The sequence below is a fragment of the Aeromonas sp. DNRA1 genome (assembly GCF_963888745.1).
In the GTDB taxonomy this organism is placed as follows: domain Bacteria; phylum Pseudomonadota; class Gammaproteobacteria; order Enterobacterales; family Aeromonadaceae; genus Aeromonas; species Aeromonas hydrophila.
Genome location: NZ_CAWPKQ010000002.1, coordinates 773,468 through 792,245, shown reverse-complemented (window position 1 = coordinate 792,245; position 18,778 = coordinate 773,468). Strand labels below are relative to the sequence as shown.

The 18,778-nt window shown below is 58.4% G+C and carries 26 protein-coding genes; 24 read left to right on the top strand and 2 right to left on the bottom strand.

The genetic code is table 11. The features are described from left to right. Positions 1 to 140 precede the first annotated feature (140 nt). Together AACQ43_RS09665 and AACQ43_RS09660 are read right to left on the bottom strand one after the other, a co-directional pair. On the bottom strand, positions 141 to 1,184 hold the full coding sequence (locus AACQ43_RS09665; protein WP_211162505.1) for a phage portal protein: 1,044 nt from the start codon (positions 1,182 to 1,184) through the stop codon (positions 141 to 143). Further along, a complete protein-coding gene (locus AACQ43_RS09660; protein WP_168967096.1) occupies positions 1,181 to 2,947 on the bottom strand; it encodes a terminase ATPase subunit family protein in 1,767 nt (588 codons plus the stop codon). The genes AACQ43_RS09665 and AACQ43_RS09660 overlap by 4 nt, the downstream gene beginning before the upstream one ends. Positions 2,948 to 3,096: 149 nt before the next feature. On the opposite strand from AACQ43_RS09660, the gene AACQ43_RS09655 reads away from it, so the two are divergent. The 24 genes from AACQ43_RS09655 to AACQ43_RS09540 all read left to right on the top strand — a co-directional run bounded on the left by AACQ43_RS09655 (position 3,097) and on the right by AACQ43_RS09540 (position 18,768). After that, positions 3,097 to 3,921 carry a GPO family capsid scaffolding protein gene (locus AACQ43_RS09655; RefSeq protein ID WP_123246910.1) on the top strand — a complete coding sequence of 275 codons (825 nt, stop codon included), beginning with the start codon at positions 3,097 to 3,099 and terminating at the stop codon, positions 3,919 to 3,921. A gap of 12 nt (positions 3,922 to 3,933) precedes the next feature. After that, positions 3,934 to 4,965 carry a phage major capsid protein, P2 family gene (locus AACQ43_RS09650; RefSeq protein WP_168967095.1) on the top strand — a complete coding sequence of 344 codons (1,032 nt, stop codon included), beginning with the start codon at positions 3,934 to 3,936 and terminating at the stop codon, positions 4,963 to 4,965. Between the two features lie 9 nt (positions 4,966 to 4,974). Continuing rightward, entirely contained in the window at positions 4,975 to 5,655 is a 681-nt protein-coding gene (gene gpM, locus AACQ43_RS09645) for a phage terminase small subunit (RefSeq protein ID WP_168967094.1), read from the top strand. A gap of 97 nt (positions 5,656 to 5,752) precedes the next feature. Beyond that, on the top strand, positions 5,753 to 6,223 hold the full coding sequence (locus tag AACQ43_RS09640; protein WP_168967093.1) for a head completion/stabilization protein: 471 nt from the start codon (positions 5,753 to 5,755) through the stop codon (positions 6,221 to 6,223). Further along, the gene (locus tag AACQ43_RS09635; RefSeq protein ID WP_168967092.1) at positions 6,223 to 6,426 is read left to right on the top strand and encodes a tail protein X; all 204 of its coding nucleotides are present in this window, start codon (positions 6,223 to 6,225) and stop codon (positions 6,424 to 6,426) included. Before AACQ43_RS09640 ends, AACQ43_RS09635 begins: the two co-directional genes overlap by 1 nt. Before the next feature lie 2 nt (positions 6,427 to 6,428). Further along, on the top strand, positions 6,429 to 6,659 hold the full coding sequence (locus AACQ43_RS09630) for a TraR/DksA C4-type zinc finger protein (protein WP_193758501.1): 231 nt from the start codon (positions 6,429 to 6,431) through the stop codon (positions 6,657 to 6,659). 9 nt (positions 6,660 to 6,668) lie between these two features. Continuing rightward, the gene (locus AACQ43_RS09625) at positions 6,669 to 7,058 is read left to right on the top strand and encodes a putative holin (protein ID WP_139737896.1); all 390 of its coding nucleotides are present in this window, start codon (positions 6,669 to 6,671) and stop codon (positions 7,056 to 7,058) included. Continuing rightward, a complete protein-coding gene (locus tag AACQ43_RS09620; protein ID WP_123246916.1) occupies positions 7,045 to 7,368 on the top strand; it encodes a phage holin family protein in 324 nt (107 codons plus the stop codon). Before AACQ43_RS09625 ends, AACQ43_RS09620 begins: the two co-directional genes overlap by 14 nt. After that, positions 7,365 to 8,186: an N-acetylmuramidase domain-containing protein gene (locus AACQ43_RS09615; RefSeq protein WP_168967091.1), complete on the top strand. Its 822-nt coding sequence runs from the start codon at positions 7,365 to 7,367 to the stop codon at positions 8,184 to 8,186. The genes AACQ43_RS09620 and AACQ43_RS09615 overlap by 4 nt, the downstream gene beginning before the upstream one ends. Beyond that, positions 8,176 to 8,661, top strand: coding sequence for an Rz-like lysis system protein LysB (gene lysB / locus AACQ43_RS09610; RefSeq protein ID WP_168967090.1), 486 nt, complete (start codon positions 8,176 to 8,178; stop codon positions 8,659 to 8,661). The genes AACQ43_RS09615 and lysB overlap by 11 nt, the downstream gene beginning before the upstream one ends. Next, entirely contained in the window at positions 8,555 to 8,797 is a 243-nt protein-coding gene (gene lysC / locus AACQ43_RS09605) for an Rz1-like lysis system protein LysC (RefSeq protein WP_234921738.1), read from the top strand. The genes lysB and lysC overlap by 107 nt, the downstream gene beginning before the upstream one ends. Beyond that, on the top strand, positions 8,772 to 9,242 hold the full coding sequence (locus AACQ43_RS09600; protein WP_168967089.1) for a phage tail protein: 471 nt from the start codon (positions 8,772 to 8,774) through the stop codon (positions 9,240 to 9,242). Before lysC ends, AACQ43_RS09600 begins: the two co-directional genes overlap by 26 nt. Further along, positions 9,224 to 9,676, top strand: a complete 453-nt coding sequence (locus tag AACQ43_RS09595) for a phage virion morphogenesis protein (protein ID WP_168967088.1) — start codon at positions 9,224 to 9,226, stop codon at positions 9,674 to 9,676. The genes AACQ43_RS09600 and AACQ43_RS09595 overlap by 19 nt, the downstream gene beginning before the upstream one ends. Before the next feature lie 63 nt (positions 9,677 to 9,739). Further along, a complete protein-coding gene (locus AACQ43_RS09590; protein ID WP_168967087.1) occupies positions 9,740 to 10,570 on the top strand; it encodes a hypothetical protein in 831 nt (276 codons plus the stop codon). A gap of 449 nt (positions 10,571 to 11,019) precedes the next feature. Further along, positions 11,020 to 11,667, top strand: coding sequence for a Rha family transcriptional regulator (locus tag AACQ43_RS09585; RefSeq protein ID WP_248280978.1), 648 nt, complete (start codon positions 11,020 to 11,022; stop codon positions 11,665 to 11,667). Positions 11,668 to 11,765: 98 nt separating this feature from the next. Beyond that, positions 11,766 to 12,935, top strand: a complete 1,170-nt coding sequence (locus tag AACQ43_RS09580; RefSeq protein ID WP_168967086.1) for a hypothetical protein — start codon at positions 11,766 to 11,768, stop codon at positions 12,933 to 12,935. Between the two features lie 86 nt (positions 12,936 to 13,021). Then, positions 13,022 to 13,594: a phage baseplate assembly protein V gene (locus tag AACQ43_RS09575; RefSeq protein WP_168967085.1), complete on the top strand. Its 573-nt coding sequence runs from the start codon at positions 13,022 to 13,024 to the stop codon at positions 13,592 to 13,594. Further along, positions 13,591 to 13,950, top strand: a complete 360-nt coding sequence (locus tag AACQ43_RS09570) for a GPW/gp25 family protein (protein WP_168967084.1) — start codon at positions 13,591 to 13,593, stop codon at positions 13,948 to 13,950. The genes AACQ43_RS09575 and AACQ43_RS09570 overlap by 4 nt, the downstream gene beginning before the upstream one ends. Continuing rightward, complete coding sequence (locus tag AACQ43_RS09565) at positions 13,947 to 14,846, top strand: baseplate J/gp47 family protein (RefSeq protein ID WP_168967083.1); 900 nt, start codon at positions 13,947 to 13,949, stop codon at positions 14,844 to 14,846. The genes AACQ43_RS09570 and AACQ43_RS09565 overlap by 4 nt, the downstream gene beginning before the upstream one ends. Continuing rightward, positions 14,843 to 15,544: a phage tail protein I gene (locus AACQ43_RS09560; RefSeq protein ID WP_168967082.1), complete on the top strand. Its 702-nt coding sequence runs from the start codon at positions 14,843 to 14,845 to the stop codon at positions 15,542 to 15,544. The genes AACQ43_RS09565 and AACQ43_RS09560 overlap by 4 nt, the downstream gene beginning before the upstream one ends. Next, positions 15,531 to 17,009, top strand: coding sequence for a phage head spike fiber domain-containing protein (locus AACQ43_RS09555; RefSeq protein WP_168967081.1), 1,479 nt, complete (start codon positions 15,531 to 15,533; stop codon positions 17,007 to 17,009). The genes AACQ43_RS09560 and AACQ43_RS09555 overlap by 14 nt, the downstream gene beginning before the upstream one ends. Positions 17,010 to 17,053: 44 nt before the next feature. Then, positions 17,054 to 17,314, top strand: a complete 261-nt coding sequence (locus tag AACQ43_RS09550; RefSeq protein ID WP_248280977.1) for a hypothetical protein — start codon at positions 17,054 to 17,056, stop codon at positions 17,312 to 17,314. 9 nt (positions 17,315 to 17,323) lie between these two features. After that, positions 17,324 to 18,349 (top strand): phage tail protein, encoded by a 1,026-nt coding sequence (locus AACQ43_RS09545; RefSeq protein WP_168967079.1) that lies wholly within the window; start codon positions 17,324 to 17,326, stop codon positions 18,347 to 18,349. Between the two features lie 2 nt (positions 18,350 to 18,351). Further along, the gene (locus AACQ43_RS09540) at positions 18,352 to 18,768 is read left to right on the top strand and encodes a tail fiber assembly protein (protein ID WP_168967078.1); all 417 of its coding nucleotides are present in this window, start codon (positions 18,352 to 18,354) and stop codon (positions 18,766 to 18,768) included. The last annotated feature ends 10 nt before the right edge of the window (positions 18,769 to 18,778 follow it).

Genomic DNA, 18,778 nt, shown 5'->3' with positions numbered 1-18,778 from the left:
GCGCCGGGTGCTGAGGGGCCACCGCCCCGGGGCGTCAGGGCGCTGAACGTCAGGTAAAACAAAGCCCCCTCGGTGAGGGGGCTTTCGTGACACCTTGAACATACACAAACTCCAGATGTTCGTTGTAACTGTAGCCTCGCCTATGCCGCCTGCCCTGTCAGATCTGACAGTCGGTAGGGATTAAACCGGATGATCTCCTCCCCCGCCCAGTAATTGAGCGCCAGCAAGCTGGCCTTGATGCTGTCTATCTCGTTGATGTCGAACACCTGGGCGGCCTTGGTCACATCGCCAAAGCCGCCGGTGCTGTTGGGCATGACCCCCATCAACTGGGGCGGCACCCGGTGACTGGCCAGCTGGTCATCCCGGCTCACGTTCTTGATGCTGAGGAAGTCATCCTTGGCGGCCACCTCGGCCACCGGGATCAGCTTGACCCCGTCCTTGCTGCCGCCCGGGGTGTAGAGCAAGAGGTTGCGGAAGTTGCCGGGGCCCTTGCTCTGGCGCAGGGCTTCTTTGAGCTTGGCGATGTCCCCCTCGTTCTGCACCGCGTCGGTGATGTGCATGATGAAGCCGGCGTGACTGCCGTTCTCGTAGTAGCGGCGGCGGAACAGGGTGGCAGACTCGTTGAGCAGGGTGGAGTTGAGCCCGCCCACATAGTCGGGGATGCCGTAGATCTCCTGGTTGATGTCCGCCTCCATCACATGGCCCACCCGACCGGCTGGCAGCGCCTGCTCCTGCCCTGGCTGGGCAATCCACCAATACTGGTTGAGATCCAGCGCGCGCCGGGTGTACTTGGCCCGCAGGTGGTCATAGCGCAGCACCCCGCCGAGCCGGTTCTGCACCGCCTGCAGATAGCCGTTGCCGAAGATGAGGTAGTCCAGCACCAAGCCGGTGAAGGCGGCCAGACTCAGTTTGGGGTGCGGGATGAAGCAGGAGCGCAGGATGTTGCGCTTCACCTGGATGGCGGAGGCATGGTGCACCCCGGCCCGATAGACCCGGGACAAGCCATTGAGAGAGAGGGGCGGCTCGTACCAGCGGCCGTTGTGCATGGCCTCCAGGTAGTCGAACACTTCCCGTTGCGATAAGACGGGCACCGGCTCGCCAAAGCTGAACGCCTCGATGGCCTCGCCGGGTTTCTGGGTCGCCGTCATCGGCGAGGTATGGCGCTGTGGGCGGCGCTTTCTCATGCGAAAATCTCCATCATGCTGGTATTGGCACCGGTGGCACCTGCCAGCGGTTCATGTAACAGGGCTTGCATGGTTGCCCAGGCAATATCGGCGTGGCTGGTTTCGTCGGAGCGGCTCGCCTCAAAGGTCGGCATCTTGCCGCCCGCGGTCACGGCGCGGCGGATGCTCATGAAGGCCTGGGCCAGATCGGTCATCCCGCTGTCGAATTCCAGCCGCCCCTTGTTCATCACATCCTGGGCCTTCATCACCATCTGGATTTTCACGCTCGGGTTGTACTGAATGGCGGTCACTGCAGGGTAGAACTGCTTCACCAACTGGTAAACCCCCTCCCCGATCCCGGTGGTGTCGATGCCGATGTAGCCGACGTTGTAGCGATCGCACATGGCCTTGATGGCCCGCGCCTGGGCGTCGAAGTCCATCCCGCTCCAGCGGTGGCGCTCCAGCACCCGGAACTTGCCGCCCGGAACCGCTGGCGGGGCCAGCACGGCGCAGCCGGCGCTGTCCCCCTGCCCGCCCTTGGCCGGGTCATAGCCGATCCACACCGAGCGGTTGCCCAGGGGGCGCAGGGCAAAGGGCTTGTAGTCGTCCCACAGCTCCCAACTGTCGACCATGCAGCGCTGCAGGGTGGCGAGCGGGAACACGCTCGAGGTGTCGTCCATGAATTCGCACATCAGCAGGTTGCGGAAGCGCTCCTCGGAATACTCACTGTGCAGTTGGGCCATGTCGAACAAGTCGCAGCCGCCGCGCACCGCATCTTCCACCGTGACGATCTGGCGCCATTGACCATCGCCACCGAGCTTGCCGTCCATCAGGTGAGCGTGGCTCAAGTCAAACTTGATTTGGTCGGCCTTGGGCCTGCCCTTGTTGAACTCCTCACCCGACCAGAATTTGTATGCCGGATGGGAGAGGCTGGAGGGGGTGGAGAAGTAGGTCTGACGCCACTTCTTGTGCATCGCCATCCCGCTGGCCACGTTGCGAAAATCCGCAAAGCCATGGATCCAGAAGTATTCGTCCATGTAGATGTTGCCATGGTAGCCCTGCGCGGTGCGGGCGTTGGTGCCGAGGAAGTAGAGGTGCGCCCCGTTTGGCAGCACCATGGGGTCGCCCTTGAGCTCTACCCCTTCTGCGTTGGCAAACTGGATGATGTACTGCTTGAAGATATGGGCCTGTGATTTGCTGGCCGACAGGAAAATCTGGTTGCGCCCGGTGACCAGGGCGTCGATGAAGGCCTCGAAGGCAAAGAAGTAGGTCGCCCCAATCTGGCGCGATTTGAGCAGGTTGCGCCGCCGATGCTGCTTGCCCGCCTCATACCAGACCCGCTGGTAATCGAACATGGTGGACTCGAAGCGCTCGATCAGCCTCTCCTGCTGTTCGGGCTCCACCACATTGCGCTCGGGGGTTTTCTTCGGCCCCTTGTTGCGGTTCGCCACCTTGGGGTTGAGGTCGGCCTCGTTGCCGCCCTTGCTGTATTTGTTGACCCGGGCGATGCGCTCCAACTGCCTACCCAGCAGGTCAATCTCCTTGAAATCACCACCGGTTTTCACCTCTTTGGCGATCAGCTGGCACATCCGTGCCTCGATGGCGAAGTCGACCCGGTCAATGGGTTTGATGTCATCCCAGCCATCGCGGGATTTCCAGGTGCCGACCGTCCCCTCGGGGGTCGCCAGCAGCTCCGCAATGGCTCGGATCTTGTACCCCTGAAAGTACAGGTGCATGGCCTGCCGTCTGGGTTCGATATGGGGGAAGAGTAAGGGTGCTGTCATGGCGCCAGTCTACCCAGCCAGACCAACCACCAACGCCCCACCGCCATTGTGTAACGCCCTTACACAATGGCGACCGATTGCACGATCCCGCCGCTCACCCAGACCATAACCGCGACATCACCACCCAATCACCAAAGGGATCCCAGCCCATGGCAAAGTCCAAATTTTTCCGTGTTGCCGTAGAAGGGGGCACAACCGATGGCCGCGCCATCACCCGCGAATGGCTTGAGCAGATGGCCCAGCGCTACAACCAGTCCACCTACGGCGCCCGGGTCAATATGGAGCACATCCGGGGCATTGACCCCAACGGCCTGTTCAAGATGTACGGCGACATCACCGCCGCCAAGACCGAAGAGGTCACCATCGAAGGTGAGCAGCGCCTGGCCCTGTTCGTGCAGATTGACCCGACCCCGGAGCTGGTCGAGCTGAACAAGAAGCGCCAGAAGGTGTTCACCTCGGTCGAGATCCACCCCAACCTGAACGAAAAGGGCGCCTACCTGATGGGGCTGGCAATCACCGATTCCCCCGCCAGCCTGGGGACCGACATGCTCCAGTTCTGCGCAGGTGCAGGCGACAAATCGCCGCTGGCCTCCCGCAAGCAGCACAAGGAGTGCCTGTTCACCGAAGCGCTGGAAACCGTCATCGAATTCGAAAGTGAACAGGAGAAAGGCCCCTCTCTGGCCGAGCGCATCGCCGCGCTGTTCTCCAGCCACAAGAAGCAATCCACCGCCGATTTCAGCGATGTGCACCAGGCCGTCGAGACCGTCGCGAAAGAGGTCACCACCCTCGATGCCGACCTGCAGAAGAAGTTCACCGAGCAGGCCCAGACCCTCACCGAGCTGACCAACAAGCAGGACGCCACCGCCAAGGCGCTGGCCGACCTCACCGCCAAGCTGGAGGGCCAGGAAGCGTTCAACCAGCAACGCCCGCCCGCCACCGGTGGCGATAGCGCCTCCATTCAAACCGACTGCTAAGGACCATGCCCAATGCGTAACGAAACCCGCCAGAAGTTCAACGAGTTCACCAGCCAGGTGGCCAAACTCAACGCCATCACCAGCGCCATGGTGCAGTTCAACGTGCAGCCCAGCGTCCAGCAGACCCTGGAAACCAAAATGCAGGAGTCGGTCGCCTTCCTCGGCATGATCAGCGTCATCCCTGTCGATGAGATGAAAGGCCAAAAGGTCGGTATCGGCATCACCAGCACCATCGCAGGTCGCACCAACACCGACACCAAAGACCGCCAGCCCAACAGCCCGCACGGTCTCTACGACCAGAGCTACGAATGCGCCCAGACTGACTTCGACACCCAGATCGGTTACGGCCAGATCGACGCCTGGGCCAAGTTCCCCGACTTCCAGACCCGTGTCCGTGACGCCATCCTCACCCGTCAGGGGCTGGACCGCATCATGATCGGCTGGCATGGCACCCGCGTCGCCGCCGACACCGATCGCAACGCCGACCCCCTGCTGCAAGACGTCAACATCGGCTGGCTGCAACACATCCGCACCGACGCCCCGGCCCAGGTCATGAGCGAGGGCACCGAGGGCAGCGGCAAGATCTACGTCGATGCCACCAACGGCGATTACAAAAACATCGACGCCCTGGTATACGACGTTGTGAACGAGCTGATCAAACCTTGGTATCAGGACGATACCGACCTAGTGGTCATCTGTGGCCGCAAGATGCTCTCCGACAAATACTTCCCCATCATCAACGACGCGGGCGACAACCAGAACAAACTGGCCGGCCAGGTGCTGGTGAGCCAGAAGCAGATCGGCGGCCTCAAGGCCGTGCGCGTCCCCTTCTTCCCCGAAGACAAGCTGCTCATCACCAAGCTCAGCAACCTCTCCATCTACTGGCAGACCGGCGCCCGCCGTCGTCACATCGAAGACGAGCCCAAGCGCAACCGCATCGTCAACTACGAAAGCACCAACGACGCTTACGTGGTCGAGGACTACGACTGCGCCGCCCTGGTCGAAAACATCGTCATCGGGCCGAATCCGGCCCCTGGCGAGTAAGGGGGTGGCATGACTCCCGCCCGCCGCCACCGCGAAAGAGCACTGGCCGCCCTGCAAGGGGCGGCCAATCCCCAGTTCGACCAAGCCCGAGCCAACGCCTACGAACTCCAGCTGATGCAGTTGGCCGAACACCGCCGCACCCTCAAGGGCATCCAGAGCATCGAGCGCAAGATCGACGCGAAGCGCACCATGCTGCCGGTCTACACGCCGTGGATTGATGGCCTGCTGGCCGCCGACCGGGGCGGACAAGATGACATCCTCGTCACCGTCATGCTCTGGACCCTAGACACCGGCGATCTGGAAGGGGCCTTCAACATGGCCGACTACGTGATCCGCCACGGCCTCAGCACCCCCGATCGCTACGAGCGCACCGCCGCCACCCTGATCGCCGAAGAGGTCGCCGACACCGGCATCAAGCTGCAAGAGGCAGGCGCGGGCCCCAGTTATGGCCTGCTGTGCGCTTACCTCGAGCTGCTGACCCACTGCGACATCTTCGACCAGGTACGCGCCAAGCTGCACAAGGCCGTGGGCCGCGCCGCACTGGCTGAAGGGTTCAAGGAAGAGGCCGCCCAGCACTACCGCCGCGCCCTCGAACTGCACGACAAGGTGGGCATCAAGAAAGAGCTCGAAGTGCTCGAGCGTGAACTGAAAAAAGAACAGCAACCCGACGCCACCGGCGGCGGCAGCTAACCGAGCGAACCCCGCACCCTGGGCGGCTCGGGCCTGACGAATGCGTTTCGCATACCAGACGACCCGACCACCGCCCAACAAGCGGAAAAGGAGCACCATGAGCACCGGATTCATTGCCAATGCCCCCACGTCGCCAGCCGAAGGGGAGATAGACTCCAGCCCCTTCTGGCCGGCGATCTCGCTGCCTCACCTGCGTGACACCGTCCGACTCGATGGCACCGTCACCACGGCCCGCCTCAAGCATGCCGTGATCGACGCCATCACCAGCGTCAACCGGGATCTGGCTGATTGGCGCCGCGCCCGTGAGGCAGAGGGGGTCGCCACCCTGGCCGCCGTACCGGGCGAGGTCATCAATGGCGAATCGGCGCACCTGCACAGCTACCGGCGCGCCGTCTATGCCATGACCCGCGCCAACCTGCTCGAGCGTTACGCCGACTACAGCGCCACCGGTGATGGCGTCAAAGGGGCCGATGCCAAAATCATCAGCTCTGACGACCTATACCGCGACGCCCGCTTTGCCATTCGCGACATCCTCGGCACCACCCACAACACGGTGGAGCTCATCTGATGGAGCTGCGCAGCCAACAGGGTGACACCCTCGATCTCATCCTGTTCCGGCACTACGGCTACACCGCAGGCATCACCGAGCAGGTGCTCGCACTCAACCCCGGTTTGGCCGCGCTCGGCCCCATCCTCCCGACCGGAACCCTCATCACAATGCCAGCGGCCCCCACCCAGGCCGAGCAGCCGCTGATCCTGCTATGGGACTGACCATGAGCCGCCTCGACGACGAACTCGAACGACTGGCCGACATCAGCGAGCAGCAACTCGCTGCCCGCATCCACGCCGCCCGCATCAGTGGCACCGGCCCGCACTACTGCATCGACTGCGAAAACACCATCCCGCAGGCGCGCCGTGAAGCGATCCGGGGCTGCGAACGCTGCGCCGAGTGCCAGACCATCCACGAATTTCAAACCGCTCGCCACTACGGCAGCAAACGATAGGAGAGCACGATGCCAGAACCCATTTCAGCCAGTACCGCCAATGGCGTAGCGCTCGCCCTTGCGCTTGCCTCCACCGCGCCCTGGCTCGACCCCATCATCCTGCTTGGCTCATTCGCCGGTGCACTGCTCTTTGGGCTCACCAGCGAAGAGAAGATTGCCGGGCGAGTCATCCTCCTGTTTATCACCTCGTTCATCTGCGGGCTGCTCGCCGCAGATTTCACCGTCCAGATGCTGACCAAGCTGCTGCCGGTAGGTATCGAGATCAACAAGGGGGTTGGGGCCATCGTGGCAGCAGCCCTGGCGGTGAAAATACTGAAAGTCGCGATGAACGCGATCCCCGGCCAGCTCGGCACCCTGTTCAGTCGCATTGGCAAAGGGGGCAACGATGATCCCCACTAACCCCACCTACGCCATGATCTACACCGCGATCTATGCCCTGATGTGCACCGCCATCTGCCTGCGTGTCATGTTCTTTGACAGCCGGGATGGACGCTATCAGGCGCTTCCTGCCTGGCTGTCTTGGGTGATCTGTGTCGCCACGGCATCGGTGCCGATCCGCTTCTTGTTCGGCACCATCCTCGTCCCCGACCTCGCCTCCGTCATCATCACCGCCTTCCTGCTGTGCGCGGTGTGGAGTGACGGCGGCTCTATCTACCACCTGCTGCGCAGCAAAAAGCACTACCGCACCACCGACAGGAGGCAACCATGAGCCTGAAAAAAGGGGATACCGGCGCCGCCGTCGCCGACCTGCAGCATCGCCTGGCCAAAGCAGGTTATCCGCTCGATCCGGATGGCTGGTTTGGCGATGCCACCGAGCGCGCCCTACTCGCCTTTCAGCGGGACTACATGATCACCGCCATCGGCCAGGCTGGCCCCCGCACCATGGCCGCCCTGCTCGGTAGCGAGCGGGGCAACCAGTTGCGCATCGGCGACATGCAGGCTGGCGCTGACCTGCTGGGCCTGCCGCTGGCCACCATGACCACCGTCGCCCAGGTCGAGAGCATCGGCGAGGGGTTCACCACCGACATGCGCCCGGTGGTGCTGTTCGAGCGGCATGTGTTCTACAAGCAGCTCACCAAGCACCTGGGCAAAGCCACCGCCGACCAGATGGCCGCCAGTTACCCCAACCTGGTCAACCCCAAGCGCGGCGGCTATGCGGGCGGGGCGGCCGAGTGGGAGCGGCTGCAACTCGCCATCAGCCTGCACCGGGAGGCAGCCATCGAGTCGGCCAGTTGGGGGATGTTCCAGATCATGGGCTTCCACTGGCAGGCGCTGGGCTTTGCCTCGGCCAGCGACTGGCAGACCGCCATGCAGCGCAGCGAGGTCGAACACCTCACCGCCCTGTGCCGCTTCATCCAGCAAGACCCCGCCATGCACAAGGCGCTGCAGGGTCGCAAGTGGGCCGACTTTGCCCGCCGCTACAACGGCCCGGCGTTTAAGGAAAACGACTACGACACCAAGCTGGCAAGGGCATACGACCACTTTGCCAAGGTCTATCCGGTGAAGGAGGTGGCGGATGTGGCGTAGCCTCCTGCGCTCCCCCCTCACCTGGTTGCTGCTGGCGCTGGCCGTCGCCCTAGCCGTTGCCCTGGCCGGCTGGGGCTGGTCGGCCCGTTCTGCCGCCAAGGCTGAGGGCAAAGTCTCCACCCTGCAAAGCGACCTCAAGGCCGCCAACGACAAGGCCAAAGAGGCCGAGCAGCGGGAGAAACTCAAAGACGGGGCCATCGATACCCTCACCGGCGAGCTGGACGCCCAGGCAACCGCCGCCGCCACGCTGCAACGCCAGCTTGGCGATCTGACCATCACGGCCACCACCCGGGCCGATACCATCAAGAGGCTCAAACGTGAAAATGCCGAACTCAAGGAGTGGGCAGATCGCCCTCTGCCTGATCCTGTTGTCAGGTTGCTCCAGCGCCCCGCCCTCACCGGCGCCGCAGATTATCAGGCTCACCTGTCCCGCCCCGGCGCCCTGCCGACTGCCGGCAGCCAGCTCGGTCAATAACGGCGACCTGCTCGACCAACTGACCCAGACCGAGGCCGCCTGGGCCGCCTGCGCCGCCCAAGTAGACAGCCTCATCGCCTGCCAGCAACGCCACCAGAACGGGAGGGAGCATGGAAAAACCAAAACAGATCCGTGAGGTACTGACCCGCTGCGTTCCCCACCTCAAGACCAACCCGGACAAGCTGCACATCTTCATCGCCCCTGGCAATGTCGAAAGCACCGGCGCCCGCTCGCTCTCGTTCGAGTGGCAATACCCCCTCACCATCGGCATCGAGGACTTTGCCGGCCACCCGGACCAGATCATGGTGCCGCTGCTGGCCTGGCTGCGCCAACACCAGCCCGAGCTGATGACCAACGACGAGCGGCGCAAGGAGGGCATCACCTTCGAGGCGGAATACCTCGCGAGCGACCTGATGGACCTCATCATCACCGTCAAGCTGACCGAGCGGGTCAGGGTGTGGCAAAACGAACAGGGGATTGGCTGGGAGCATCTGCCAGAGCCACCGGAAGACCCCTATGACGGCATCACCTGGGAACTCTTCATCAACGGGGAGCATCAGCCATGGCCGCCGACGACCTGAGCCGCCTGACCAGTTGGGCCGATGGCCTGCTGGCCAGCATGGAGCCCGCCGCCCGCCGTCAGTTGGCGGGCGAGATGGCCCGCACCTTGCGCGCCAGCCAGGCCCTGCGGATCCGGGCCAACGTACAGCCCGATGGCAGCCCCATGGCCCCGCGCAAGCCCCAGCCCAAGCTGAAGCAAGGCCGGGGGCGCCTGCGCCGCAAGATGTTCTTCAAAATCAGTAGCCCCACCTGGCTCAAGGCCCGCGCCAGTGAACAACAGGCGGTGGTGGAGTTTGTCGGCACCGCCAACCGGCTCGCCACCATTCACCAATACGGCCTCAAAGACCGCATCAAGGGCCGCGAGATCCGCTACCCGTCGCGGGAGCTGCTGGGCATCACTACTCAGGAGGTGAAGCAGTTGGAGGAACTGTTGCTGATCCATTTCACAAATTAGCGTGTTGCCGAACGAAGACGCAGCTCATACCATCTTCCTGAGACATACACTTAAGAGGTTAAAATGAATCAGAGCACCGAGTTGAGAAATAGGATCCGGCTTCGAAAAACCAAACTCTCGTCACATGAAACGCCCCCATCAAAAGGCGAAAAGAATAAATTTTTAGAGGGCGTTTTTTTTGCCATTCTTCCGCTAGCCATCATTGCGACTCTTTATATTTTTGGTATGGGCCGACATAATGGCTATCTTGCTTCGTTTGGTGTTGATAGTAATCAATTCCCACAACTCCACGAAGAATCATTACTGATTGGCTCAATGGGGTTAGCTGTTTCATTATTTAAAGCACTATTATTATCCGTGCCTGCTTTTTTTATATTCATTTGCAGCCTATCCATTTGCAATCTTACATATAAGTCGTTGAAATCACTCAAAGAAAGCACCAAGAAGCTCAGTAAAGCAGTAGATGAGAGAATAGGGGGAACTTGGTTGTTCAAAACAGTCACATCAAGATGCCCTGACGAAGATGAGTCAAAACCATTTAGTGAACTAACAGACATAGCATTCAATATATATATTAAATTCATCATGACAATGGGACTGTGCATACTATTCATTGGATTGATTTACTATGTGTCTGATGATGGGTCCAGTCTTGCCAAGAAACAAAAGGATGAATTAATAAATGGAGAGTATGTTAAAGCATTAGAGATTACATCTTCAAAATACCCTAATGGAATAAAAGCAATAGAAGTCTCCTGCAATTCAATAAAATGTGCATTTTGGGCGCCGGAGGAGGGGACCTTCTATTTACGTCATGAACAGATAGAAAGCAGCTCAGTGCCTGCCATGAAGATACGCACAACTACGAAAGAACAAACATCCAGTAAACAATGATTTGCCCATCCAGTGGGCTGGATAAGGGCCCTGCTGAGCGCCGGTATACCAACCTTATCCAGCTCACCGCCTAGTGTTTGCCCTCGCCCGAAACAGACATCCCCTGCCCTGACCGAAATCGCTACCCTGCTGCTGGTGTTGTGTGCGGTCGGGCGGGTTTGTGTCGATTGGTGGTTGATTGGTTGCGGTTGGTTGCGCGATACTGCGCAGGCAACGGCAAAATCCGCTGCCGGGATTGAGACCCCGACTAACCCAAAGCGCACAACACGCGCCCGCGTGTTTTTTTGTGCGGCCCAGCTGTACCCGTGTTATGACGGGCTGGGCAGGGCAGCCTCACGGCTGGCCGGTTTCTTTGGGTACCGGTAGTCTCAACCCTGTTCAGCTCGTCACCAGTTCGAGATTGAGACCTCTATGGTGACGTTAACTTTGTTGACCCAAAGGAACACACCATGAACCACATCACCGGCTTTAGCCCTACCGAGATCATCAGCCTGCAACAAGGCCAGCCTGTCACCACCTCTCTGAAAGTCGCCGAGCTGTTTGGCAAGCGTCATGACGACGTATTGAAGAAGATCCGAAACCTCGAATGCAGTGCAGAATTTAACCTCCGCAATTTTGCGGAGGTATCCTATGAAGTCGTTCAACCCAATGGCGGCAAAGCAAATTACAAAGCATACGAGATGACCAAGGACGGCTTTATCTTTGTGGTGATGGGCTTCACCGGCGTCAAGGCCGCGGCGACCAAAGAAGCCTATATCAACGCCTTCAACTGGATGGCCGAGCAGCTCGCCACCCAGCGCCCGCAACCGGCGATCAGCCTGACCGATGACGAACTCTGTACCCTGACCTGGTGCTGGCGCGCCGCCGACCGGATGATGGAGGCCGCCCGCAGCATCTACCCCCTGCTTGAGGTCGCCGAACACCGTGATGCTGGCCGCTACTACTCCATCATCCACGAGTACCCTTACACCCTGAACCAGGCCCGCAAGGTCCTGGCCGACCGCACCCGCCATATCAAACCCAACACCCACGGCGACAGCGACTGGCCCAAGCTGATCCCCCATCTGCGCCGCGAACCCAGAGCCATAGGTTGGTAACTCATTGATACAACAGCCACAAAACCAAAGGCCCGTATGGGCCTTTTACGGAGGTTGTGATAGTTTAATCCGATTCATATAGCAACCGAGTACAGACTGTGAATGACAATCATTTTTTCTCAAAAAAAGAAAATGAGCAATTAATAAAGCATGTCATTATGATCATTAAAAGAGCTCAAGAAATAACTAAAGATAACTTTGAACGCGGCCTAAATCACCACTCCGCACGTATCTTGGATCGTATTATATCCAGCCCTAAAATTTGGGACGACACTTGTAAATATAGTATTAGGACCCAGGTGAGCGGAATACATGAAGAGCTATCTAACATAGTAAAAAGCAATGCAGTTGATAGATCCTCATTAGAGCTTCTTTTTAGCCACCTCATTGTTTTTGTACAGGAAAGGAATCTTTTAAGTGGTGACTTTATACACCCAGAACTGACTGAGGCACTCGAATTTGCAGAGTCTAATCTTGAACATTTCGTCGGATTCTCAAGAAATAAAATAGAGTTTTCTTTTAAAGGATTATCAACCGCATTGTTTAAAGAAATATTTAACAATGAAAACACCAGTGGATTAATAAACTTAGAAAAAACATTGGAAAGCGCAAGAGAACTCACCCAAAAATGGGATAACTCTTTAAAAGAAAGAGAAGCTAATATAACTAGACTAGAGCAATCCTTAAAGAAATTCGAGAATGCTTTTAATTTTGTTGGATTGCATGAAGGTTTTCAGTCGCTGCACAAGAAAAAGAAGATTGAAAGGAATTGCTTGATTGTCATGATGCTTATATGCGCTTTATTAGCACTCTCTCCACTTGTTTACAAATTAAAATCCTTATACTTTAAAGAGACTGAGAAAATCAGCTATATTTACAAGCACGTACATAGTTTTGGTCAGCCTACTGTACCAAGCAATGATACCGTCCAGGAAACCCCTCCAACATTAACCCATGAAATAATATCATTACTCCCTGTGGCATCTTTTATTGCAATAATGCTTTATCTCTTCAGGGTTCTGCTTTTTAATTATAAGTCAATTTGCGCCCAAATATTACAGATTGAGTTAAGAATGACTCTCTGTAGGTTTATCACAAGCTACTCTGATTATGCTAAAGACATAAAAAATAATAGTGATGTGACACTAGAACGTTTTGAAAACATTATTTTCTCAGGGATTGTTAACAATGATAGTGATCTACCAGCAACATATGATGGTGTAGAACAGTTGGCCTCACTCTTCAAATCCATGAAAACCTCTAGTTAAGTTATCTTATTCATCAGCCAGTGTATCCAGCTTGGACACACTGGCTTCCCCTCGCCTTCCCGGCCATTGCCCAAAACAATGGCCCCATGCAACCGACCCCGACTGAACTCCAACGCCTGATCGACAACCTGATCCGCATTGGCACCGTCACCGCCGTGCGATCAGGGGAATGTCGCGTCAAAACCGGCGACCTCATCACCAACTGGCGGCCCTACGCAGCAGCGCGGGCCGGGAAGAATCGCACCCGCAGTCGCCTCTCCATCGGCGAACAGGTGCTGATGCTCTCGGTCAGCGGCGATTTGCGCAATGCCTACATCGTCGGCCCCATCAATTGCGCTGCCTTCCCAGAGCCCATGGCGGGCGATGACAACCCGGATCTCGACCGCACTGAATACAGCGATGGCGCCGTCATCGAGTACAACCCGGCCACCGGGGTGCTCAATGCGAGCGGCATCAAGACCGCCACCCTTTCCGCCTCGGTGACCGTCAAGCTGATCACCCCCCTGGTGGAATGCACCCAGGCACTCAAGGTCGGTTCGACCATCGAGGCGGGCGGCAAGATCACCGCCCCCAGCGCCAAGATTGGCGGCATCGAGGTGACTACCCACAAGCACGGCAACGTCAGCACCGGCAGCGGCACTTCCGGGGGCCCGCAATGAACTGGCTCGGCATGAATGCAGTCTCTGGCCGCGCCATCAGCGCCACCGACCACATCATCCAGTCGGTGCGCGACATCCTCATCACCCCGGTGGGATCCCGGGTCATGCGCCGCGACTACGGCAGCGAGCTGTTTTACCTCATCGACCAGCCCCAACATCAGGCCACCCGCCTGCGCCTGATGGCCGCCACCGTGCAGGCCCTCATCAACTGGGAACCCCGCATCACCATCACCCGGGTTGACGTGCTGACTGGCGCCACTGCCAGCGCCTTGACCATCGAGCTGACCTGGCAACGCAAAGATGGCGGCGCCCAGGAGTCTGCCAGCATCACCATACCAACCGGAGCCGCCCAGTGAGCACCATCACCCTCTCCCAACTGCCACAGCCTGATGTGGTCGAGCTGCTGGATTTCGAGACTATCCTGGACGAACGAAAAGCCTATTTCGTCAGCCTCCACCCGGCAGACCAACAAGCTAGCGTCGAGGCAACCCTGGCACTCGAATCCGAGCCCATCACCAAGCTGCTGCAAGAGAATGCCTATCGAGAGCTGATCTTGCGCCAACGCATCAACGATGCCGCTGTCGCCAACATGCTGGCGTGGGCCAAGGGGAGCGATCTCGACAATCTGGTGGCAAACTGGAATGTGCAGCGGCTCATCATCCAGCCGGGTGACCCCACCGCCACCCCGCCGGTACCCGAAATCAAGGAAGATGACGAAGCCCTGATCCTGCGCGCCCTGATGGCGTGGGATGGCCTCAGCGTCGCCGGCCCGACCGGGGCCTATGAGTATTTCGCTCTCTCTGCTGATGGCAAGGTGGCAGACGCCAAAGGATCCAGCCCATCGGGCGCCGTGGCCATTGTCACCATCCTCAGCACCGAAGGGGACGGCACCGCCGACGCTGCGCTGATAGCCAAGGTCGACAAAGCCCTGAGCCACGAAGACCGCCGCCCGGTTGCAGACCGGCTCACCGTTCAGAGCGCGGGCATCATCCGTTACAGCATCACCGCCAAGCTGCATATCAGCAGCCAGGGGGCAGAGGGCGACGTGATCCTGCAGGCAGCCCGCGACAAGCTGGCCGCCTTCATCAACCCCCGCCGGCGCATCGGCATCGAGGTGCCGCGCTCTGCCATTGATGCCGCCCTGCACGTGCAAGGGGTAAGCAAGGTCGACCTGATCGGCTGGGCAGACATCACCCCCAGCCCCACCCAGGCCGCCTACTGCACCGGCTTCACCGTGGAGCGGGCATCATGACCACCCTGCTGCCGCCCAGCACCAGCCGCACCGAGCGCAACCTGGCCACCGTCGGGGAGCAGGCCATGCAGTTGCCGCTCCCGTTTCGCTCACTCTGGTCACCATGGACCTGCCCTACCCACCTGCTGCCCTATCTGGCCGCCAGTTGGAGCGTCGATCGATGGGATGACAAATGGCCAGAGTCCACCAAACGACAGGTCATTGCCAATAGCTACTTCGTACACAGCCACAAAGGCACCATCGGCGCCATCCGCCGGGTGGTCGAGCCGCTGGGCTACCTGATCCGGGTACTGGAATGGTGGCAAGAAACCCCGAATGCCGCCCCGGGCACCTTCAAGCTCGACATCGGCGTGCTCGACACCGGCATCACCGAAACCATGTACCAGGAGCTGGAACGGCTGATCGCCGACGCCAAGCCAATGACCCGCCACCTGACCGGCCTTGCCATCAGCATGGAGACACGTGGCCCGCTCAATCTGGGGGCCGCCTGTCACCTAGGTGAAGAGCTGACTGTGTACCCCTATCAGCCGGGCCCCATCGTCGTGACGGGGCTGGATGTATTCGGTGCTGCGGTGCACACCATCGACATCACCAGCATCAGCACAGAGGCAGGCGAATACCACTTCAACAAATGGGCAGCTGCCGTTGAATCGGCGTGTGCCCTCGGATTCTCGGAGGTAACCAATGGCGTCCACTAACCAGGGCGATGACGCCGTCGCACGGCTTGATGCAGCCGTCACCGCGTTTGAAGACATCCTGACCGGACCAGAAGGTCAAAACGTGCCGGTACCGGGTAAAAACCCGCAACCAACCCTGGCCGAGCGCGTCAAGCAGAACCTCAAGCCCAGCACAGATGCGGCCGCCGGTTACGCAAGCCAAGCGATGGCTGGCGCCAAGGCAGCAGACGAATCAGCCAAACTGGCCTCGCAGATAACCGGGCTTGGCACAGTAGAGGATGCGATCGCGCTGGCCGGCATGCCTTTGCCGGATGTCTGGTCTCCCTTGGTCGACAATCTGCGGCTCATCACCGGCAAGGGGCGGGATGTGCTGGTTGGTGCTGATGTCGTTGCCCGTTATTGGCAATTCGAGAGACTCAGTGCTGCGACAGAGCGCCAGAAGGATGGAAAGCTGCGCCTCGTTCCAGCCGGCGAACCACGTTACGAGGGTGGTTTTCTGGTCAAAGAGCGAGGCTCCACCAACATGAATTTCCCTCATGACGCCAGTTCCGGCTGCGTAGGAACAAGAGGGACCGTTGAGGTGACAGCAGGATCCGGCCTTCTTGGTGAGGCTCAAACCACCAAGTTCAGAGAGGATACCTCTGACGGGCCTCATTACATGTGGCTGAAAAACACCGCCGGATTCACTGTCGGCGATGTTGTATCAATCACCGCTGAAGTCGTGCCGCTGAGAGCTGGAATCGACAAGATCCAAATCGGCGGAGACAACTTCAGTGCGCCGACCAAGGTGATCTACGATGTTCCACCATCACAACTTGGCAAGCCCATGGTCATCACCTACACAGGGACGGCAACCGCCACCACCCTGCGTGGATACATATGGGCTATGGTTGGCGGCCAGCCGCAATGGCTTGGTGATGGCAGCATCGATTTTGAGGTGTTGTCGGTTCAGGTTGAAAAGGGGCCGCCGACCTCTCTCATCCCAACCACAACTGCCGCCGCAACGAGAGCGGCAGAAAAACTATGGCTTCCAGGCCCACTGAATGATCCAGGGTTTGGAAAGAGCCGAACTTATGCCATTGAGTTTGAGCTGATAAGCGCCGCAACTACTGGCTATTCACCAATATTCTGCTCCGGTGTTTTTCCTACTCGTCATTTCGTGGACTGCTGGAATAACGGAACGTTAAGAGCGTCGAACGACAACGTTTCAGCTGTTCCTGTCTCCGCCCCGGTACTACTCAAAAGGAATACTCTTTCCGTCACATTTAACTATGACGGAGGGTATATCGGCTACAGCCTGAATGGTGGGCCAGTTGTTAAATCATCCACACCGTGCGTAGTCGCACCAGGGCAAGCAGAAGCTGTATTTGAACGGCTTGAAATTGGTGCGCGCGGGGCTTGGTCGCACGAATGCAGCATTAAGGTTCGCAACTTCCGCCAATGGAATCGCCCAGCATCTGACACGCAGTTGAAGGGAATTAAGTAATGCACATGACAGACCTATACCTACGAGCCAATGACGAATCCACCATGATCAGCGCCCTCATCGCTGCAGGCTTTACCCATGACACCGACACCGGTGTGTTCTACGAAGCATCGTCAGCAATCGATGTGATTGGGGAGATTTTGCGCCCAACTGATGAAGCCCCCCTGATTGATGGGGAGCCAGTCCCAGCGTTTGAAAAGGTACCTGGTTACCACGTCAATGTGCGCACGACGTCTGACGCAGTAGCTGCACAACTCGCACATTTGAAAACAGCCCCTGCAACCCCGCTCAGGGTCTGGGCATAAGGAGCCACCATGGCAAACTTTTTCGCAATTCTGACTAACGCAGGTGCGGCCAAATTGGCAAATGCCACCGCGTTGGGCATTCCTCTGAAACTAACCAGCATGGCCGTAGGTGACGGCAACGGGCAACCGGTTACACCGAACCCAGCCGCCACCAAACTGGTCAATGCCAAGCGCACTGCACCACTCAATGCCCTGTTTGTCGATCCACTCAACGCCAGCCAGTTGGTGGCAGAGCAAATCATCCCTGAGACCGTGGGCGGGTGGTGGATCCGTGAACTCGGCCTGTTCGATGAGGCCGGTACCCTAATCGCTGTGGCCAACTGCCCAGAAACCTACAAGCCGCTACTATCAGAAGGGTCTGGCCGTACCCAGGTTATTCGCATGGTGCTGATTGTCAGCAGCACCAGCTCGGTGGAACTCAAGATTGACCCGGCCGTGGTGCTAGCTACTAGAAAATACGTCGAGGATGTACTGGCCGCCCACAAGTTAACCCGCGATCACCCAGACGCCTCAGAAACTGAAAAGGGGTTCACCCGCTACGCAACTCAGGCAGAGGTTAACGAAACCACCACCGCCAACCAGAAAGCTGATGCGGTGGTGACGGTGAAAACCCTGTGGGGATGGGTCAAGCAAGCCAGTGAAACCATACTGGGAATGCTCAAAGTGTCCACGCAGGAACAAATTGAGGCAGGAACATCAGACAGTGTCGCGGTAACCCCGAAAAAACTGTTGTTTGGGTTCACCATGCTGGCCGCGGATAACGGCTATATCAGGTTTCCAAAGTGGCTTGGAAACTTCGTTATCCAATGGGGAGTAGTATCAAGCAACGCCAGCGGGGATTGCATCATTGTTTTTCCTGATGCTCACAAGACAGGGTGTTATTGCCTCATCCCAGTCTCGGGTTCAAACATGATCGCTGCCTATGCTTTCTCAAGCAGAACCCTCACCCAAGCAACGATCCCGCTCTATAGCACCACAACAGGGGCGAAGCCGGGGTCTGGTATAAACATTCAATACGTAACGTTCGGGCGGTAACCATGGCAATCTTAGCGGCACAAAGCACTGGTGGGTTCTACGAGTCAGACTCTCACTCAATTATTCCAGCTGATGCAGTTGAAATAACGTACGAATATCATGCTGAACTATTGGCAGGATTGACGCACTCGAAAGTAATTTCATGGCTGAATGGTAAACCATATCTGAAAGATATGGAGCCACCATCAACCGAACAGTTGGCAGAAGCCGCCTACGCTGAACAAGCTAGGCTGCTACGAATAGCATCAGACATCATCCAACCGCTTTCTTATCTGGAGCAATCCAACGCGCTGACGGACCATGAGGTTGTAAAATTGCAGAACTGGCGAGAGTTCAGCGTGCAAGTGAGTCGAGTTGACCAACAACCAAGCTGGCCTGAAAAGCCTCAATGGCCAGCCGAACCGGATAAGGTCATCTAACCAACTAACA

Bases quoted from the DNA above. Each gene is read 5' to 3' on its own strand.
- lysB (WP_168967090.1), top strand. From the start codon at position 8,176: ATGTGGCGTAGCCTCCTGCGCTCCCCCCTCACCTGGTTGCTGCTGGCG.
- AACQ43_RS09545 (WP_168967079.1), top strand. From the start codon at position 17,324: ATGGCAAACTTTTTCGCAATTCTGACTAACGCAGGTGCGGCCAAATTG.
- AACQ43_RS09620 (WP_123246916.1), top strand. From the start codon at position 7,045: ATGATCCCCACTAACCCCACCTACGCCATGATCTACACCGCGATCTAT.
- AACQ43_RS09595 (WP_168967088.1), top strand. From the start codon at position 9,224: ATGGCCGCCGACGACCTGAGCCGCCTGACCAGTTGGGCCGATGGCCTG.
- AACQ43_RS09575 (WP_168967085.1), top strand. From the start codon at position 13,022: ATGCAACCGACCCCGACTGAACTCCAACGCCTGATCGACAACCTGATC.
- AACQ43_RS09630 (WP_193758501.1), top strand. From the start codon at position 6,429: ATGAGCCGCCTCGACGACGAACTCGAACGACTGGCCGACATCAGCGAG.
- AACQ43_RS09600 (WP_168967089.1), top strand. From the start codon at position 8,772: ATGGAAAAACCAAAACAGATCCGTGAGGTACTGACCCGCTGCGTTCCC.
- AACQ43_RS09665 (WP_211162505.1), bottom strand. From the start codon at position 1,184: ATGAGAAAGCGCCGCCCACAGCGCCATACCTCGCCGATGACGGCGACC.
- AACQ43_RS09570 (WP_168967084.1), top strand. From the start codon at position 13,591: ATGAACTGGCTCGGCATGAATGCAGTCTCTGGCCGCGCCATCAGCGCC.
- AACQ43_RS09635 (WP_168967092.1), top strand. From the start codon at position 6,223: ATGGAGCTGCGCAGCCAACAGGGTGACACCCTCGATCTCATCCTGTTC.
- AACQ43_RS09655 (WP_123246910.1), top strand. From the start codon at position 3,097: ATGGCAAAGTCCAAATTTTTCCGTGTTGCCGTAGAAGGGGGCACAACC.
- AACQ43_RS09550 (WP_248280977.1), top strand. From the start codon at position 17,054: ATGATCAGCGCCCTCATCGCTGCAGGCTTTACCCATGACACCGACACC.
- AACQ43_RS09540 (WP_168967078.1), top strand. From the start codon at position 18,352: ATGGCAATCTTAGCGGCACAAAGCACTGGTGGGTTCTACGAGTCAGAC.
- AACQ43_RS09615 (WP_168967091.1), top strand. From the start codon at position 7,365: ATGAGCCTGAAAAAAGGGGATACCGGCGCCGCCGTCGCCGACCTGCAG.
- AACQ43_RS09625 (WP_139737896.1), top strand. From the start codon at position 6,669: ATGCCAGAACCCATTTCAGCCAGTACCGCCAATGGCGTAGCGCTCGCC.
- AACQ43_RS09560 (WP_168967082.1), top strand. From the start codon at position 14,843: ATGACCACCCTGCTGCCGCCCAGCACCAGCCGCACCGAGCGCAACCTG.
- AACQ43_RS09650 (WP_168967095.1), top strand. From the start codon at position 3,934: ATGCGTAACGAAACCCGCCAGAAGTTCAACGAGTTCACCAGCCAGGTG.
- AACQ43_RS09555 (WP_168967081.1), top strand. From the start codon at position 15,531: ATGGCGTCCACTAACCAGGGCGATGACGCCGTCGCACGGCTTGATGCA.
- AACQ43_RS09660 (WP_168967096.1), bottom strand. From the start codon at position 2,947: ATGACAGCACCCTTACTCTTCCCCCATATCGAACCCAGACGGCAGGCC.
- AACQ43_RS09585 (WP_248280978.1), top strand. From the start codon at position 11,020: ATGAACCACATCACCGGCTTTAGCCCTACCGAGATCATCAGCCTGCAA.
- AACQ43_RS09590 (WP_168967087.1), top strand. From the start codon at position 9,740: ATGAATCAGAGCACCGAGTTGAGAAATAGGATCCGGCTTCGAAAAACC.
- gpM (WP_168967094.1), top strand. From the start codon at position 4,975: ATGACTCCCGCCCGCCGCCACCGCGAAAGAGCACTGGCCGCCCTGCAA.
- AACQ43_RS09640 (WP_168967093.1), top strand. From the start codon at position 5,753: ATGAGCACCGGATTCATTGCCAATGCCCCCACGTCGCCAGCCGAAGGG.